The 14,252-nt window shown below is 56.3% G+C and carries 13 protein-coding genes; 2 read left to right on the forward strand and 11 right to left on the reverse strand.

The features are described 5' to 3' along the window. Nucleotides 1-8: 8 nt before the first annotated feature. Complete coding sequence (locus IDM49_RS10590; protein WP_190724481.1) at nucleotides 9-1,319, reverse strand: M18 family aminopeptidase; 1,311 nt, start codon at nucleotides 1,317-1,319, stop codon at nucleotides 9-11. A 151-nt stretch (nucleotides 1,320-1,470) separates the two neighbouring features. On the opposite strand from IDM49_RS10590, the gene IDM49_RS10595 reads away from it, so the two are divergent. Next, on the forward strand, nucleotides 1,471-2,343 hold the full coding sequence (locus IDM49_RS10595) for a hypothetical protein (protein WP_190724482.1): 873 nt from the start codon (nucleotides 1,471-1,473) through the stop codon (nucleotides 2,341-2,343). Between the two features lie 45 nt (nucleotides 2,344-2,388). On the opposite strand, the gene IDM49_RS10600 is transcribed toward IDM49_RS10595, so the two are convergent. The 7 genes from IDM49_RS10600 to IDM49_RS10630 all read right to left on the reverse strand — a co-directional run bounded on the left by IDM49_RS10600 (nucleotide 2,389) and on the right by IDM49_RS10630 (nucleotide 10,179). Continuing rightward, a complete protein-coding gene (locus IDM49_RS10600; RefSeq protein WP_190724483.1) occupies nucleotides 2,389-3,501 on the reverse strand; it encodes a CPBP family intramembrane glutamic endopeptidase in 1,113 nt (370 codons plus the stop codon). A gap of 217 nt (nucleotides 3,502-3,718) precedes the next feature. Beyond that, nucleotides 3,719-4,252: a carboxymuconolactone decarboxylase family protein gene (locus IDM49_RS10605; RefSeq protein ID WP_168614076.1), complete on the reverse strand. Its 534-nt coding sequence runs from the start codon at nucleotides 4,250-4,252 to the stop codon at nucleotides 3,719-3,721. Then, nucleotides 4,252-4,842, reverse strand: a complete 591-nt coding sequence (locus IDM49_RS10610; RefSeq protein ID WP_168614075.1) for a peroxiredoxin — start codon at nucleotides 4,840-4,842, stop codon at nucleotides 4,252-4,254. The genes IDM49_RS10605 and IDM49_RS10610 overlap by 1 nt, the downstream gene beginning before the upstream one ends. Nucleotides 4,843-5,120: 278 nt before the next feature. Then, nucleotides 5,121-6,605 (reverse strand): anion permease, encoded by a 1,485-nt coding sequence (locus IDM49_RS10615; protein ID WP_190724484.1) that lies wholly within the window; start codon nucleotides 6,603-6,605, stop codon nucleotides 5,121-5,123. Between the two features lie 127 nt (nucleotides 6,606-6,732). Further along, nucleotides 6,733-7,485: a succinate dehydrogenase/fumarate reductase iron-sulfur subunit gene (locus tag IDM49_RS10620; protein ID WP_168614073.1), complete on the reverse strand. Its 753-nt coding sequence runs from the start codon at nucleotides 7,483-7,485 to the stop codon at nucleotides 6,733-6,735. Then, nucleotides 7,485-9,425, reverse strand: a complete 1,941-nt coding sequence (locus IDM49_RS10625) for a fumarate reductase/succinate dehydrogenase flavoprotein subunit (RefSeq protein ID WP_190724485.1) — start codon at nucleotides 9,423-9,425, stop codon at nucleotides 7,485-7,487. Before IDM49_RS10625 ends, IDM49_RS10620 begins: the two co-directional genes overlap by 1 nt. Nucleotides 9,426-9,435: 10 nt before the next feature. Next, nucleotides 9,436-10,179, reverse strand: coding sequence for a succinate dehydrogenase cytochrome b subunit (locus tag IDM49_RS10630; RefSeq protein WP_190724486.1), 744 nt, complete (start codon nucleotides 10,177-10,179; stop codon nucleotides 9,436-9,438). A gap of 635 nt (nucleotides 10,180-10,814) precedes the next feature. Between IDM49_RS10630 and IDM49_RS10635 the strand changes: the two genes are divergently transcribed. After that, a complete protein-coding gene (locus IDM49_RS10635) occupies nucleotides 10,815-11,681 on the forward strand; it encodes a VIT1/CCC1 transporter family protein (RefSeq protein ID WP_228008095.1) in 867 nt (288 codons plus the stop codon). 107 nt (nucleotides 11,682-11,788) lie between these two features. On the opposite strand, the gene IDM49_RS10640 is transcribed toward IDM49_RS10635, so the two are convergent. From IDM49_RS10640 to IDM49_RS10650, 3 genes are all read right to left on the reverse strand, one after another. Continuing rightward, the gene (locus IDM49_RS10640; protein WP_190724487.1) at nucleotides 11,789-13,072 is read right to left on the reverse strand and encodes a glycosyltransferase 87 family protein; all 1,284 of its coding nucleotides are present in this window, start codon (nucleotides 13,070-13,072) and stop codon (nucleotides 11,789-11,791) included. Further along, nucleotides 13,073-13,558: a hypothetical protein gene (locus IDM49_RS10645; RefSeq protein ID WP_190724488.1), complete on the reverse strand. Its 486-nt coding sequence runs from the start codon at nucleotides 13,556-13,558 to the stop codon at nucleotides 13,073-13,075. Nucleotides 13,559-13,699: 141 nt separating this feature from the next. After that, complete coding sequence (locus tag IDM49_RS10650) at nucleotides 13,700-14,200, reverse strand: DUF456 domain-containing protein (RefSeq protein WP_190724489.1); 501 nt, start codon at nucleotides 14,198-14,200, stop codon at nucleotides 13,700-13,702. Between the last annotated feature and the right edge of the window lie 52 nt (nucleotides 14,201-14,252).

The raw sequence follows: 14,252 nt of genomic DNA on the forward strand, positions 1-14,252 counted from the left end.
TACAGCGGTTAGAGCGAGAAGAAACCTTCAATTGCGCGGGTCATGTATGCCATGTCGTTCACGTGGCACATTTCGCGTACCGAGTGCATGGATAGCAACCCGATACCCACGTCGATGGTGCGCATACCCATGCGCGTTGCGGTAATCGGGCCAATGGTCGAGCCGCAGGGAACATTGTTATTCGACACAAACTCCTGGTAAGGCACCCCAGCCTTTTCGCAGGCCAGAGCAAAGATTCCCGCGCCCATCGCGTCCGTAGCGTAACGCTGTACCGCATTGATTTTCAGTAGCGGGCCGGATGCCGGTTGCGGACGCACGTTGTTATCGTGATGCCCCGCGTAGTTGGGGTGGACGAGGTGACCGGCATCGGATGAGAGGCAAATAGAGTCAGCGATAGAGCGGCGGTACTCCTCGGGGGTTTCCCCACGGGCAGCGCTCAGACGCACCAGGATGTCCTCAAGGAAAGGGCCAGCCGCACCGGAGCGGGTTGCCGAGCCAACTTCTTCGTGGTCGAAGGCTGCGAGCATGACGGTGCGGGTGGCGTCCTTGCAGTCCTCGGACTCCACAAAACGCTGAAGCGCGGTCATACCGGCGTGCACGGATGACAGGTTGTCCAGGCGTCCGGACGCGAAAAATTCGTTGTTCTCGCCGAAGGTTCGCGGTGCTTGGGTGTCAGCCAGCAGCAGGTCATAACCCAGGATGCGACGGGAATCGACGGGTTCACCCTCCACCTGGTCGGAGAGGTAGCCGAGCACATCGCCCGTCGACTCACCTGCACCCCAGATCGGGTAGATGTTGTTCTGCTTATCAAGCTTGAGCCCGTTATTAACGTCGCGGTCCAGGTGAATAGCCAGCTGCGCAATACGCGCAACGGGGCCGGTCTTTACCAGGCGCTGCTCAACCTTGCCGTCCGCGTCCAGCACAGCCAGGCGTCCTGCAATGCACAGTTCCCGGTCAAGCCACGAGTTCAACAGCGGGCCACCGTAAATCTCAACGCCTACCTGATTCCACGAAAAAGTGCGCACCGATGAGTTGGGTTTTAATTTAAAGGATGGTGAATCGGTGTGGGCACCGAGGATGCGATAACCGGACGCCTTGCCCGCCTGCGCAGCACCCGCCCACGCAATAATCGCGCCGTCGCGCACCACAAAATGCTTGCCGGTCGCGGCATCCGCACCCCACGCGTCCTCTTCTTTGAGGGCCGTGAACCCTGATGATTCCAGCCGTCTAGCAACTTCAGCCGCTACATGGAACGAGGTAGGCGACGCCTGAACAAAAGCGCTGAGATCTTCAATATTCTGCTGTGGGTCAATGCTCATGGCACTAGGTTACTACGGCCGTATTTTCCTGTGCACAGTTCAGCTACGCGTACACGTAATGTAACACGCATGAGGATGAAACTCCGCAACGGTCAAAAGGAACTTCGGTAATGTGTACCTCAGACACCGCACGCTAGATAGATCAACCCCCATGAGCACACAACGATTTTCTCCTCGACGCGCTCTGTACATCTGCGTCCTCGCATTCATCGGAATTTTGGCTATTGCAGGCGTCTTTCTTATAGCGCCTCCAACACAGTATTCCGCGCCGAGCACCGACGAATTCAACCAGCAGTACGACGCGGCACAGCGCCCCGAGGCACAGGACTTTCCCGAAGGCTCCTACAAAGAGTTCACCAAGGACAACACCAAAAACGTAGCAGCCGACGACACTGAGGCCTCACCCCTGCACGGTGAGTATATGTTCGGTGTTAGGAGGGACGATGCCTACCGCGATCTCGCCTGGGCAGAGCTCATCTTCACGCCCTCCGAAGCCGGTAGCGGGTACTTTGCACACTCCCGCGCTGAAACGCTGAAAGACAACGGGGAATTCGACAGCATCGTCGGCAAAGAATTCGACCTAGAGTGGGACGAGGCAGGTAAGGAATACCGCACCAGCTTCTGGATGCCGCACGTCTTCGAAGAACACAACGATATTTTTCAGATAGAGCTCCCCGAAGGGAGCCAGTGGAAAATCCGTGTGCACCCGCCGGAGCACGCGCCCACCGTCACCGGTGATTTCGCCAGCGACTCGCAACTGCAAGCCTTTTACTACGATCCCGAGAAAAGCGGCTCACGCATCACCCACCACACGCAGCGCATCGATAACGGGAGCACCTACGACAGCGGCGCATACACCCACCTGAACCCCGTTGACGAACTCTCCGGTACAGAACTTTTCGATGTTCTCGCGGGTGATAAGAGCGAAGACACCCACAGTTACAGCATCAAGGGTGACAACCCGCCGATTCCCGTACAAGTCTCAGCCCGTAACGCGCGGTGGATTTTCTCTCCCAAGGGCTAGATGATGCCGGTTTGCGCCGGACTTGGTGTGGCCGACATTGTGTGCTTAGTGGGTGACCTCGCGCGTCCGCTGAACCTTACGACGTTTGGCCGCCCACAACACGGCCAGCACGTAAGCCAGCTCAATGGCGAAAACAACGGCGAAGTCAGCGAACGTTGACCCCTCTTGCACAAAGGGATCTGCTGTTCCCATCAAACCGCCAAACATAGCGATGACGTTATTGACAACATGCAGGGCGATTCCCGATTCCAGACCGCCGGTTCGCCAGGCTAGAAAACCTGCTGCAATACCCATGCAGAGCACCGACGCTTGCCCCCACAAATCATAAGTGTGCCCCAGCATAAACAGCGGCGCAGGCAGAAGAATCGCGAAGGCAGGGTGTTTGAGCCACCGCCCAATGGTCTGCATGAGATAACCGCGAAAGACGAGCTCCTCGGCGTAACACTGAACAGGAACAAGAGTCAGCAGAAGGACAATAAAAATCCATAGTTTCTGCGGTGGTTCATGTAACGTCACTGTCTGGGATTCACCGGTGAAGAGTCCCACCAGCATCGGAAGACCCACAAAAACCACAACTGCTAACCCGATGCACAGCAGTAACCAGCCCCAACGCATGCGTCCTGACACAGAGTGCACAAGACCCCACGGGCGCGGCCCCAGACACAGACGCGCAATCCACAGCGACGGGAACATGATGGCGACGGAACCAAAAAGGTAGGCAAACATCCATGGGTTCTCAAAAGCCGAGTCGGTCAGCGACTGCATGGGGTCAGATGCCGTCAGCACATCTGCGTAGTAGGGGTCAACAAATATCGCAGCCAACAGCGGCAGGGTAATGATAAGAGAAAGACCCGCAAAAACACCGATTCCGATGAGTCCTTCCACCAGCGGTGACCACCAGCGAGTTTTGGGGTCTGCGTGTGAGAGTCTGTGATACCCCAAGACGCGAGTGACCGCTGGCCGCGCTGGTGGCATTTGGGTGTAGGCATCTCCCGGCTGACCATAGCTTCCCTGCAAGTTCACGGGCGTCTTCTGCCAGGGGATGTTGATGTAATCAGGTGTTTTATCGCCAGCGGCAGCGGACGCCTGCGACGGGACGTGTTGATGCTCTTGAAGTGCGGTGACGCGTGGGTAGGGTTCGCGGGGCTGAGTGCTCATGACCTCCAGCCTACCGAGTTTCCACCCCGCTCACCTCTGCTAACCCCGCCGAGATCCTGTTTTAAATCAGGATTTCGGCGCAAAAAACTGCAAAAAAGAGGCGCAAAAATAAAAAGAACCACCTCCCAAGCGCACATGTTTTGGGGTAGTGGACGTGTGCGCCCGTGAAGGTAGTCCTGAAGTTTGCGTACGGTTAGCCCGTGCGCAAAGTCTTTATTTATGCACCGAGTGCCTCAGCGAGCTGGATACCCTGAGCAACACCGGCCATGGTTGATGCAATACGGATTGCCTCGTTGACCTGGTCCTTGCTCATGCCGCCTTCGCGAACTTCGTGTTCGTGAGCGGACAGGCAGTGTGAACAACCGTTGACAGCTGAAACTGCGAGTGAGAAGAACTCGAAGTCAACCTTGTCGATGCCACCTGACTTGCCGATGATCTGCATGCGCAGGTTTGCGCGCTGATCGTCGTAGGCACCGTCCAAGTAACCGCGGGTGCGGTAGAGGACGTTGTTCATACCCATGATGGTTGCTGCGCCGAGAGCCGCGTTGAATGCCTCGTCTGAGAGGTGCTGCTTTGCTTCTTCAGCGATTTCTACAACAACGGAGTCAACCTTGGTTGCTGCTGCGGTTGCCAGAATAGTGCCCCACAGCTGCTGCTCGGTCAGGTTGTTGATGCGAGTCAGCGATGACAGGTTGAGGTTGAGGTCTTTTGCGTATGACGGCAGTGCGCCGCGTAGGTTTTCAATGCTCATTACTTGTCGCCACCCATTTCCTTGAATGCGTCGATGGTTGCTGCGCCCTTCTTCCAGTTGCATGCGCAGAGTTCGTCTGACTGCAGTGCGTCGAGCTGGCGCAGGATTTCATCGGTGTTACGTCCAACTGAGTCAGCGGTGATGGATACTGACTGGATAACGTTGTTGGGGTCGATGATGAAGGTTGCGCGGTCTGCTACGCCTGCAGCGTTCTTGATGCCGAGGGCGGTTACGAGTTCGCGGTTGAGGTCTGATGCCATCACGATGGGCAGGTCCTGCAACTCTTCGTGTGAACGGCGCCATGCGTAGTGGGTGTATTCGTTGTCAACGGATGCGCCGATAACCTGGCAGTCGCGTGCTTCGAATTCGTCTGCGAGCTTTCCGAATGCTGCGATTTCGGTGGGGCATACGAAGGTGAAGTCCTTGGGCCAGAAGAAGACAACGCGCCACTGGTCTTCATCGCGGTCCTTGGATGAGACGGTGGTGAAGTAGTCCTCGGGCTGCTGTGCGTCTACCTTTGAGAGGTCGCCGGGGATAACGCCGGTGAGCTCGTACTCGGGGAATTCGTCGCCAATGGTGAGAACGGGCATGATGCTCCTTCTTTTGTGAATGTTTTTCGTGGCGCTTCGTGCGCCTTCATCATCTATCTTATTATGAATTATTCATAATAAAAAGGGGTTTAGGGTTGAAAATATCACTTTCTTTTTCAAGTAATGGAAAGTTTCTGCATCTCAGGTGCTCTTTTCACCGATTTTCACCCCAACATCAGCGCACACTAAAGGACGCGCCGCCCCACTCCCCCACACCAGCGGGAGAAGCGGGACGGCGCGTCCTTGAGGTAAAACTTGCTAAAGAACCTGCGCGTAACTTAGCGCCACAGTCCAATGAGCATCAGCCAGCCGGTGCCAATAACACCGAAGATGAGCACATTCACCAGTGATGCTAAGAAGCTGGTCTTGAACCATTCGCTGGTGGGCACGTAGCCCGAGCCAAAGACAACACCTGCAGGGCCGGATGCGTAGTGGGTCAGACCGCCAATCAGGTTACCTGCGAAGCCAAGCATGAGCGCTGCGAACAGGGGAGGTGCGCCAGTTGCGATAGCTGCCGAGAGGAAGACCGCGTACATTGCCACAATCTGCGCGGTGTTGGATGCGAACAAGTAGTGAACGTAGAAGTACACCAGGAACAGAATCACAAAGGCGACAGCCCACGGCAGACCGCCTACCAGGTTGCTGACCGAGGTACCGATCCAGCCGATAACGCCCAGGGTATTGAGGTGTTCAGCCATTGCAACGAGCACCGAGAAGAAGATGAGGGTTGACCATGCGCCGGAGTTTTTAGCTATATCGCTCCAGGTCAGAACCTTGGTCACCAGCAGAAGAGCGATACCGAAGAAGGCTGCTGAGGTCGCATCAATCTTGAGGGTTGAGCCGAGAATCCACAGCGCCAGCAGAAGCACAAAGGTGACCAGCATGATCCATTCACCGCGTGACATGGGGCCGGATTCTTTGAGCTGCTGACGCGCCTGAGCCGGTGCGTCCGGAGTCTCACGCAGTGTGGGCGGGTAGAGCTTCATCATGACCCAGGGCATCACGACCAAAGCGATCAGACCGGGCACGATAGCACCCAAAGCCCAGGTGCCCCAGGTAATGTGCACGCCCTGCTTTTCAGCGAAACCAACAGCCAGCGGGTTACCCGCCATAGCGGTCACGAACATAGCCGCGGTGATGGTGTTGACCTGAACTGCAGTCAACGAGAGGTAAGCACCAAGACGCTTGCGGGATTCATCGGTGGTGGGCTCAGAATTATTCACCACAGCCAGCGACTTCACGATGGGGTATACCACGCCACCGGCACGAGCAGTGTTAGAAGGCGTCGCCGGTGAGAGCACAAAGTCAGTGAGTGCCATGCCGTAAGCCAAACCAAGAGATGACTTACCGAGCTTCGAAACAAAGATCAGCGCGACACGGCGTCCTAGCCCCGTGAGCAAGAAGCCGTCGGCGATAAAGAAAGCAGCCACAATCAGCCAAATAGTAGAGCTACCGAAGCCGGTGAGTGCCTCATTTTTAGCTGCCATCGTGCCTGTCATCATTGCGGCAGCCAAACCAATCAACGCGACGGACGCGGTAGGAAGCGGCTGCAGAATCAGGCCGAGAATTGTACCGGCAAAGATGCCTGCCATGTGCATACCGCGAGGGTCAACGCCCTCGGGCACGGGCATGAAGTAAAGAATCAGCGTGACGGCGAGAATCGCAACAACTTTTGCGATCACCATGTTTCGCTGCTTTGAGGGTGCCGGCGCTGTTTTCTGGGCGGTTTCTGCCGTTTTCGCCGGTTGAGTTGTCGAAGCCATGATTGCTTTCTTTGCCCCCCGCTACGACGAACAGAGGTACTCGTGGGTATGTGGTGTTTTCACCTTTAATCCTACGCCCGAAAACCGCGTGATTCCGGGCGTAGGGAACGTGATATCAAGCTAGATTTTAGTCATCCTTGCCGGTGCGAATGAGCGCGCGAGCGCGTTCGCGGTTGACTGCCGCGATGGCTGAGAGCGGGATGCCTGCGGGGCAGACTTTTGCGCATTCGCCGTAGACGGAGCAGGGGCCGAAGGATTCATCGAGTTCGGCAATGACGGCGCGGGCGCGTTTGGATCGCTCGGTTGAGCCCTGTGGCAGGGTTGAGAGGTGGTTGAGCAAAGAACCCGCGAACAGGTTTGCTGCACCGTTGGGGCAGGCCGAAATACAGGCGCCGCAGCCGATGCAGGCGGCAAAGTCCAGAGCTTTTTCTGCCCTACCGTGACCAATCTGCATGGAATCAGCATCCGCGGCGGTACCCGCGTCCACCGAGATATAACCGCCGGCTTGGAGGACGCGATCCATGCCGGAGCGATCGACGACGAGGTCGCGGATTACGGGGAAAGCGCCGGAGCGGAAAGGTTCTAGGCGCAGTACCGCGCCGTCCTTGAAAGAACGCAAGTGCTGACGACATGACGGGGTGTTTTTGACTGGCCCGTGGGCGTCGTCGTTCACGGTGATACCGCAGGTACCGCAGATGCCCTCGCGGCAGTCGGAATCGTAGGCGATGGGTTCGCGTCCTTCAGACACCAGCTGGTCGTTGAGATAATCAATGAGCTCCAGCAGAGACATCTCTTCTTGGGCGCCCTCCACCAGGTGAGTCTCAAAATGGCCCTCGACCTCGGGGTTGTCTTGGCGCCATACTTCAATGGTTAAACGCATTACTTGTAGTTCCTTGTCTGTAGCTTGATGATCTCGAAGTTCAGCGGCTCGGCGTGGCGAATATGCTCGCCGTTAGCGCCTTCTTCCCAGGCTGAGACAAAGCACCAGTCGTTATCGTTACGCTGCGCTTCGCCTTCTTCGGTTTGGTATTCTTCGCGGAAGTGCGCGCCTGCCGATTCTTTGCGGTCAAGAGCGTCCACGCACATGAGTTCAGCGAGATAGAGGTAGTCTTCGACGCGTCCTGCGCGTTCTAGCTCCTGGTTATAGGTTTCGCCGGTGCCGGGCACAAAGAGGTCCAGATAGAACTCCTCACGCAACTCACGAATCTGCTCGATAGCGCGAGTCAGTTTTGCCTCATTGCGTGAGACGCCGCAGCCTTCATACAAAATCTCGCCCAAACGAGCGTGAAAGTGATCCGTGGGGGTCTTGCCCTTGATGTTCACCAGTCGTTGGACGCGGTCGCGCACCTCGCGCAAGGTCTCTTGCACGGCGGCGTCCTGCACATCGAGCGGGGCGGTACCGAGGTGATCCGCGAGGTAATTGGGCACCGAGTAGGGCAGGGTGAACCAGCCGTCAACGCAGGCAGAAAGGAGCGAGTTAGCACCCAGGCGGTTAGCGCCGTGATAGCCCCAACCGGCCTCACCGCCCACAAAAAGACCGGGGATGCTGGTCATCTGGTCGTAGTCGCTCCACAGGCCGCCCATCGCAAAGTGGGCACCGGGAGCAATACGCATGGGAACCTCGTGCGGGTCCTCGCCCGTGGCGTCCTGGTACATCTCAAAAAGGTTGCCGTAACGTTCGTCCAGCACTTTGACGCCCAGGCGAGCTTTCGCGTCGCGGAAATCCAGGTAGACCGAGTTCTTGAGCGGACCAACACCGTGACCGGACTCAATCTGCTCACGCGCCGCACGCGAGGCAATATCGCGCGGAGTCAGGTTGGCGAATGCCGGGTACTTGCGCTCTAGGTAGTAGTCGCGCTCGTCCTCGGGAACCTCGTTGGCAGGGCGGTCATCGCCTGCTTTCTTGGGTACCCAAATACGGCCGTCGTTACGCAAAGACTCCGACATCAGCGTGGTCTTTGACTGGAACTTATTGCTAATCGGCAGCGCCGTGGGGTGGAACTGAATGTACGCCGGGGACGCGAAATAGGCACCGCGACGATGAGCGCGCCAGGCGGCGGTGCAGTTAGAGTTCTTAGCCAATGTGGACTTGTGGAAGACGTTGCCGTAACCACCGGTTACCAGGACGACCGCGTGCGCCGTTTCTGCCGTAATTTCGCCGGTACGCAGGTTGCGAGAGACAATACCGACAGCGCGACCGTCTTTCACAATCAGATCAAGCATCTCGGAGTAGGTATGCAGGGTGACAGTACCGGCTGCCACCTGACGCTGCAGCGCACGGTGCGCAGAGACCTGCAACTGCTGACCGGTCTGACCGCGCGTGTAATACGTACGCGACACCTGCACGCCACCGAAGGAACGGGTGGTCAACTCGCCGCCATACTCACGGGCAAACGGAGCACCAATACCGTTCATGTGGTCGATCACGCGCACCGACTCCTCAGCCAGACGGAAAGCATCCGCCTCGCGTCCTCTAAAGTCACCGCCCTTCACGGTGTCTTTCACAAAACGGTGAATCGAGTCGTTATCAACCTTGCGAGCGCGCGCCGCGTTAATACCGCCCTGCGCTGCCACCGAGTGAGCACGACGTGATGAGTCATGGAAGGTGTAGTTAGAAACCTGGTAGCCGAGCTCGCCAAGAGCTGCAGCGCATCCTGCACCGGCAAGACCGGTGCCCACCACAATAACCTTGAACTTGCGGCGGTTCAGCGGTGAAACGAGTTTGTAGTCGTCGCGGCGACGCTCCCACGCTGTTGAGGGATCGCCCTCAGGGACATTGCCACTGATGTCGTCGCCGTAAGTAATTTTGATGTCTGTCATGGTGGGTTCCTTAAGAGATGATTCCGGTGAGAACGGCAATGGGAATGCTGATATTGCCCAGCATGACGATGAGGGCGAATACGCCGGCAATCAGGATGATCCAAGAGCGTACTTTCTCGCTGACGGTCACACCAAAGTCATAAACCGCTGCCCACAGGCCGTGCGCTAGGTGCAAAAAGAGAATGACCATTGCAACGATGTACACCAAGGACGCGAGGGGTCGCTGAAAACTTGCGATCAGGTTCTGGTAGGCGAAGCTCCCCGCCTCAGAACCGTGCTGGAAGCCTTCGGGTGCAACAGCGACGCCAGCGGTGAGATCAAGAATGTGGAAGATGATGAACAGCAGAAGCACGATACCGGTAACAAGCATCGTACGTGCCGTGAAAGACTTGAATCCGCGCAGCCCACGACGCTTATGCGCACCGCGTGCCTTCTTAGCGCGGGAACTAATCAGAAACGCGCATCCAACATGGCCAATCAAACAAGCCAGCAAAACAATGCGGAAAACCCAGAGGAAACCCTCATAAGGAAAAAGCGGTTCAAAGAGAGTACGCAAAAACAGTGCGTAAGCATTGAAATGTTCCGGACCCGTATAGACCTTGAGGTTGCCGTACATATGCACGAATACAAAGAGTCCGAAAATGATGCCCGTGACCGCCATGATGTATTTAGCGAGCACATTTGAAATCAGCGGACGCTTGCGCCTGCCAGTGGATGCGCGAGGTGAAGATTTGGTTGAGACTAAACTTGCCATCGTCTTTTCCTGATGTGTGTGAGTGCCGGTTGCGACCGGTTTCTTATACTCAGCTTTTCACTTTTAAAAGACGAAGCACAGGGTTACGTGCGAATACCTGCGTTTATGTTTGATTCTTACGTTTTGTCGGTTTCTACCTTTAGGAAACACCTAGCGTTCCGCTCATCCGCTGGTACTTTAACTACTTGCCGTGAGCGAAACGGTGGGGGTTAGCTGAAAATGAAAATAGCGTCTTCGAAAAAACTAGTCTCTTCGATATACTAGAGCGCATAAGGAGACAGCGATCTAAACGGGAAGCACCCCGCAGGTGCGAACTGCAAAGTACTTCCCTTGCTGTGTTGACTATTGAATGAACGGTTCAATAGCCTTCAAAAGTTTAGCTATAGTCTCAATGAGTACCGCAACGGCCACTAACCATGCGATACCATTGGGGCTATTTTTATTAGCCTTATCTTTTTTCACAGCCATCACCCCCTTCAACGAATTCACTCGCGACGTGAATAAGGAGTGGATCGCGGCAGTTCGCTAGAGGGCTAGTTCCAGTATAAAGATGAGCGTTTAGCTAGATGATATTCCCTAGTGTTCCGCTCATCCGCTGGTACTTTAACTACTTGCCGTGAGCGAAACGGCAGGGGTTGCCTGAAGGTAAGGACGCGCTACCTTACTTGGTCCTGTACAAATACTTGCTAGAAAAACTTTTGATTCAGGTGTGTACTAATACCATGATGGCAACCATTGAAGACCGCGCGAACCTTTTGACCTCCGTGGTACACGATCCGGCTCTGAAGTACACCCAGCACGCCGATGAAGCTCACGTTAACAGCGCCTACCAAGAGAACCTCAACCGCCTGCGCGCATCCGTACTCGGTGCGAATGACGGTATTGTCTCCGTTGCAGCAACCGTTGTCGGTGTTGCAGGCGCAACCACCTCAACCAGCGCAATCGGCATCGCGGCCGCCGCAGCCGTTGTCGGTGGCGCACTCTCTATGGCACTTGGCGAGTATGTCTCAGTCTCCTCGCAGGTAGATAGCCAAGAGGCACTGATTACCAAGGAGAAAGCCGAACTCAAGCAGGAGCCTGAGCAGGAGCTCGACGAGCTCACCGGCCTCCTCATGCAACGCGGTCTCACCGCGAAGACAGCGCGCGCGGCGGCTATCGAGCTCACCGACCATGACGCCCTACACGCTCACCTGGACTTTGAACTCGGCATCGACGCCGAAGACATCCCCTCACCGTGGACCGCGGCCCTTTCATCAGCGCTTGCTTTCGTCGCTGGCGCACTTTTGCCGACCTTGCTGATACTGCTCATGCCGGCAGGCATTCGTGTTCCTGCAACGTTCGCGGGCACACTGATTGCACTGGCGATCACCGGCACGTTGGGCGCTAAGTGGGGCGGCTCCCCCAAGTACGGACGCGCCGCTCTGCGCGTCGTGATTGGCGGTACGCTGGCACTGGCAGCAACCTGGTTGATCGGCACGCTACTGGGAACCAGCGTCGCGTAGCCCTGCCCTAACGCACAGTGACCACGAAAGCGTCAAAATACTCCGAAAAGTAGGTGTATTTTGACGCGTTCGTGGTCACCATGATGTTTATGTGGTCACCTTGCGGTTTAGGGGATGCGGTCCGCCTTCACGGACGCCACGCGGGTCTTCGCCGCAACAGCCAGCCAGGTGTGGCGGTCAGCGATAATCACAGCAACCCAGATAAAAGCAACCAGGTACATGAGAGTCGCCGGAATAGCCGAACCAATCAGCGGTAGCGGCGGCAAGAAGTCCAAGCTCGCGCGTCCAAAATTCAGCATCTTAGCAATGCGCATGGGGCTGATATAAAGCCCAAGAGTCGCAATCCATGCCAGCACCGCAACGGTGATGCGGAAGCCCCTCCCGCGTCCGACAAAGTGCGTGCCGAAACCATCAACCCACAGCGCCACCAAAAACAGCGGCAACCAGGTGTTGTGGTGCGACCAAGAAATCGGTGACATCGCGATCATCAGCAAAGCGTTCAGAGAAATCTGCGACATCAGCATGTCAGAGCGGTTCATCACGGCAATCGCGATCGCAACGCCCACCAGCAAAATCAGGATCAGGCCGTACACTAACAAAGAAGCAAGCGGTGAATGCTCCGGCAGACCGGTGTGCAAAACATTGCCCTTGATAGAAATGTTATCGGGGTAGTTGAGGTTACCGACGCGGGCAGGGTCGCTGAGCGCGTCGAACCAAAACTGGTGCGCCTCGGTAGGAATGAGAATGAAGCCCAAAGCGATAGTTGCCGCGAAAGAAAGACCGAGGGTAATAACACCCTTGACGTCCTTGCGCATGAGCAAAATCAGGCCGAATGCCAGCGGGGTCAGCTTAATACCGCCCGCAACACCAATCAGCACGCCGCGCGGTACGCGGGTTGCCGGGCGCAGAAGGTCAGCCAACACTAACAGCATAATCAGCGCATTAATCTGGGTGAGACCCAGCGTGCTCCACCAGGGGCCGGACGCCACGATAACACCCATAATGGTGGCGATAGTTCCGCTATGCCCCAGATATTTTTCAAGAGGGAAAGTCTTACCGCGCTGATGAGCGTAGTCGTAGACCAGCTTAGAAACCCACCACGCCATACCGAGAATCAACAGCACCATCAGCAGCGCCCCGATTTTCTCGGGGAAGATACCGAAAATCATGAAGATCATCGCAGCAAACGGCGGGTACGTGAACGGCAAACCGCCCTGGAAGGTGTAAAGGTCAGTCACAGAACCCCAGCCATGCACCAGGGTGTGACCGCCACGCCAGTACACCGAAAAGTCGATACCGCCGCGAGTCAGAGAATCAAATGAAATCAGCCAGACAACAACAGCCAGAAAAACAAAGCCTACCCAGGCAAATGGGGCACGAGTTTTGGGCACTTACTGCTCCTTCTGAGCAGAATCTGATTTAGAAACAGCTACAAGATTAGTGGGGCGGCCCTTCTTGGGCGCGCGACGGAATGCCTTCTTAGCCGCAGGCTTAGCGGACGCGTCCGATGCGGCGTCCTCGTCCTTCTTCGCAGCCTTAGGTACGGAAGCGATAGTCAGCGCCGTGGTGATAATCAGCAACGCGAGCGCGGCATAGTACATGTAGGTGCTCGGGTAGAACCAGTATATGTCGGTGAATATGCCGATGCCGGTAAGGACCAGCAGAATAAAACCGAGCCCCGCAAGACCGAGGAGTACCCCCGAGAACTTGGTGGTTTTGGGTGCTCTAAAACCAATGTAGGCGCTCATCAACACGAAAAGAATCGGGAAGAAAATCTGCCCCGACATGGTGAGCGGATCGTTGGAGTAGCGGTACATGCCCATCGCCTGAATGATGGCGGTGGCTAGCAATAAGATGAGGGCTGGCAAAGATTTCACGCACGTAAGTTTACCGCAGGTGCCCTGTTCGACACCGTGAGGTGCTACGTGGGGTTGTTCTCTTTTACTATTGTGCCGAGACTGCACTTTAACCCGGATTTTAAGTGAAAACAGGGGTTAAAGTGCAGTCTCGGCGTGAGCTTACGCAGTCACAAAGTAAGTGATCGCACCGATGGTGAAGATGGTGCCGGCAACCAGTGCGCAGGACAGCTCGACGAGAATGCCTAAGCCCATTGATTTGAGGGCTGCCAGCGTGCCGGGAATTGCCTGGCTGAGGTTGCGGTGGCGGGCTGCTTCGCTAGCGAAAAGTCCCACCGCAAAGCCGATGAAGAGCCCCACCACGGGAATCACGAACATGCCAATCACAGCACAGACGATGCCCCACAGAATGGACTTATTGGGAATCTGCCGACGCTTGAGCGTGCGGCCTGTCAGAGCCGCCTGTGCACTCATACCGATAATGACGGCAATACCGCCAAGGGCAAGCGTCCACCAGCCTTCGGGTCCGCGGATGCACAAGCCCCACAGCACAATGCCGGTAAGAACCGCGAAAGAGCCGGGCAGAATCGGGTAGACGATACCGATAATTCCCCCGCCAATAAGCAGCGCGGCAACGAGGGTGATGATGATTGCGAAGGTCATATCTTCAAGACTATAGGAGCGGAAGCTTCTGCGAGGCGTACCACCCCTTTTT

This window comes from Rothia terrae, assembly GCF_014705925.2.
Taxonomy (GTDB): Bacteria; Actinomycetota; Actinomycetes; order Actinomycetales; family Micrococcaceae; genus Rothia; species Rothia terrae.

Coding starts and splice junctions, on each gene's coding strand:
- IDM49_RS10605 (WP_168614076.1), bottom strand. CDS start 4,252: ATGAGCATTGAAAACCTACGCGGCGCACTGCCGTCATACGCAAAAGAC.
- IDM49_RS10625 (WP_190724485.1), bottom strand. CDS start 9,425: ATGACAGACATCAAAATTACTTACGGCGACGACATCAGTGGCAATGTC.
- IDM49_RS10620 (WP_168614073.1), bottom strand. CDS start 7,485: ATGCGTTTAACCATTGAAGTATGGCGCCAAGACAACCCCGAGGTCGAG.
- IDM49_RS10590 (WP_190724481.1), bottom strand. CDS start 1,319: ATGAGCATTGACCCACAGCAGAATATTGAAGATCTCAGCGCTTTTGTT.
- IDM49_RS10595 (WP_190724482.1), top strand. CDS start 1,471: ATGAGCACACAACGATTTTCTCCTCGACGCGCTCTGTACATCTGCGTC.
- IDM49_RS10610 (WP_168614075.1), bottom strand. CDS start 4,842: ATGCCCGTTCTCACCATTGGCGACGAATTCCCCGAGTACGAGCTCACC.
- IDM49_RS10650 (WP_190724489.1), bottom strand. CDS start 14,200: ATGACCTTCGCAATCATCATCACCCTCGTTGCCGCGCTGCTTATTGGC.
- IDM49_RS10600 (WP_190724483.1), bottom strand. CDS start 3,501: ATGAGCACTCAGCCCCGCGAACCCTACCCACGCGTCACCGCACTTCAA.
- IDM49_RS10630 (WP_190724486.1), bottom strand. CDS start 10,179: ATGGCAAGTTTAGTCTCAACCAAATCTTCACCTCGCGCATCCACTGGC.
- IDM49_RS10615 (WP_190724484.1), bottom strand. CDS start 6,605: ATGGCTTCGACAACTCAACCGGCGAAAACGGCAGAAACCGCCCAGAAA.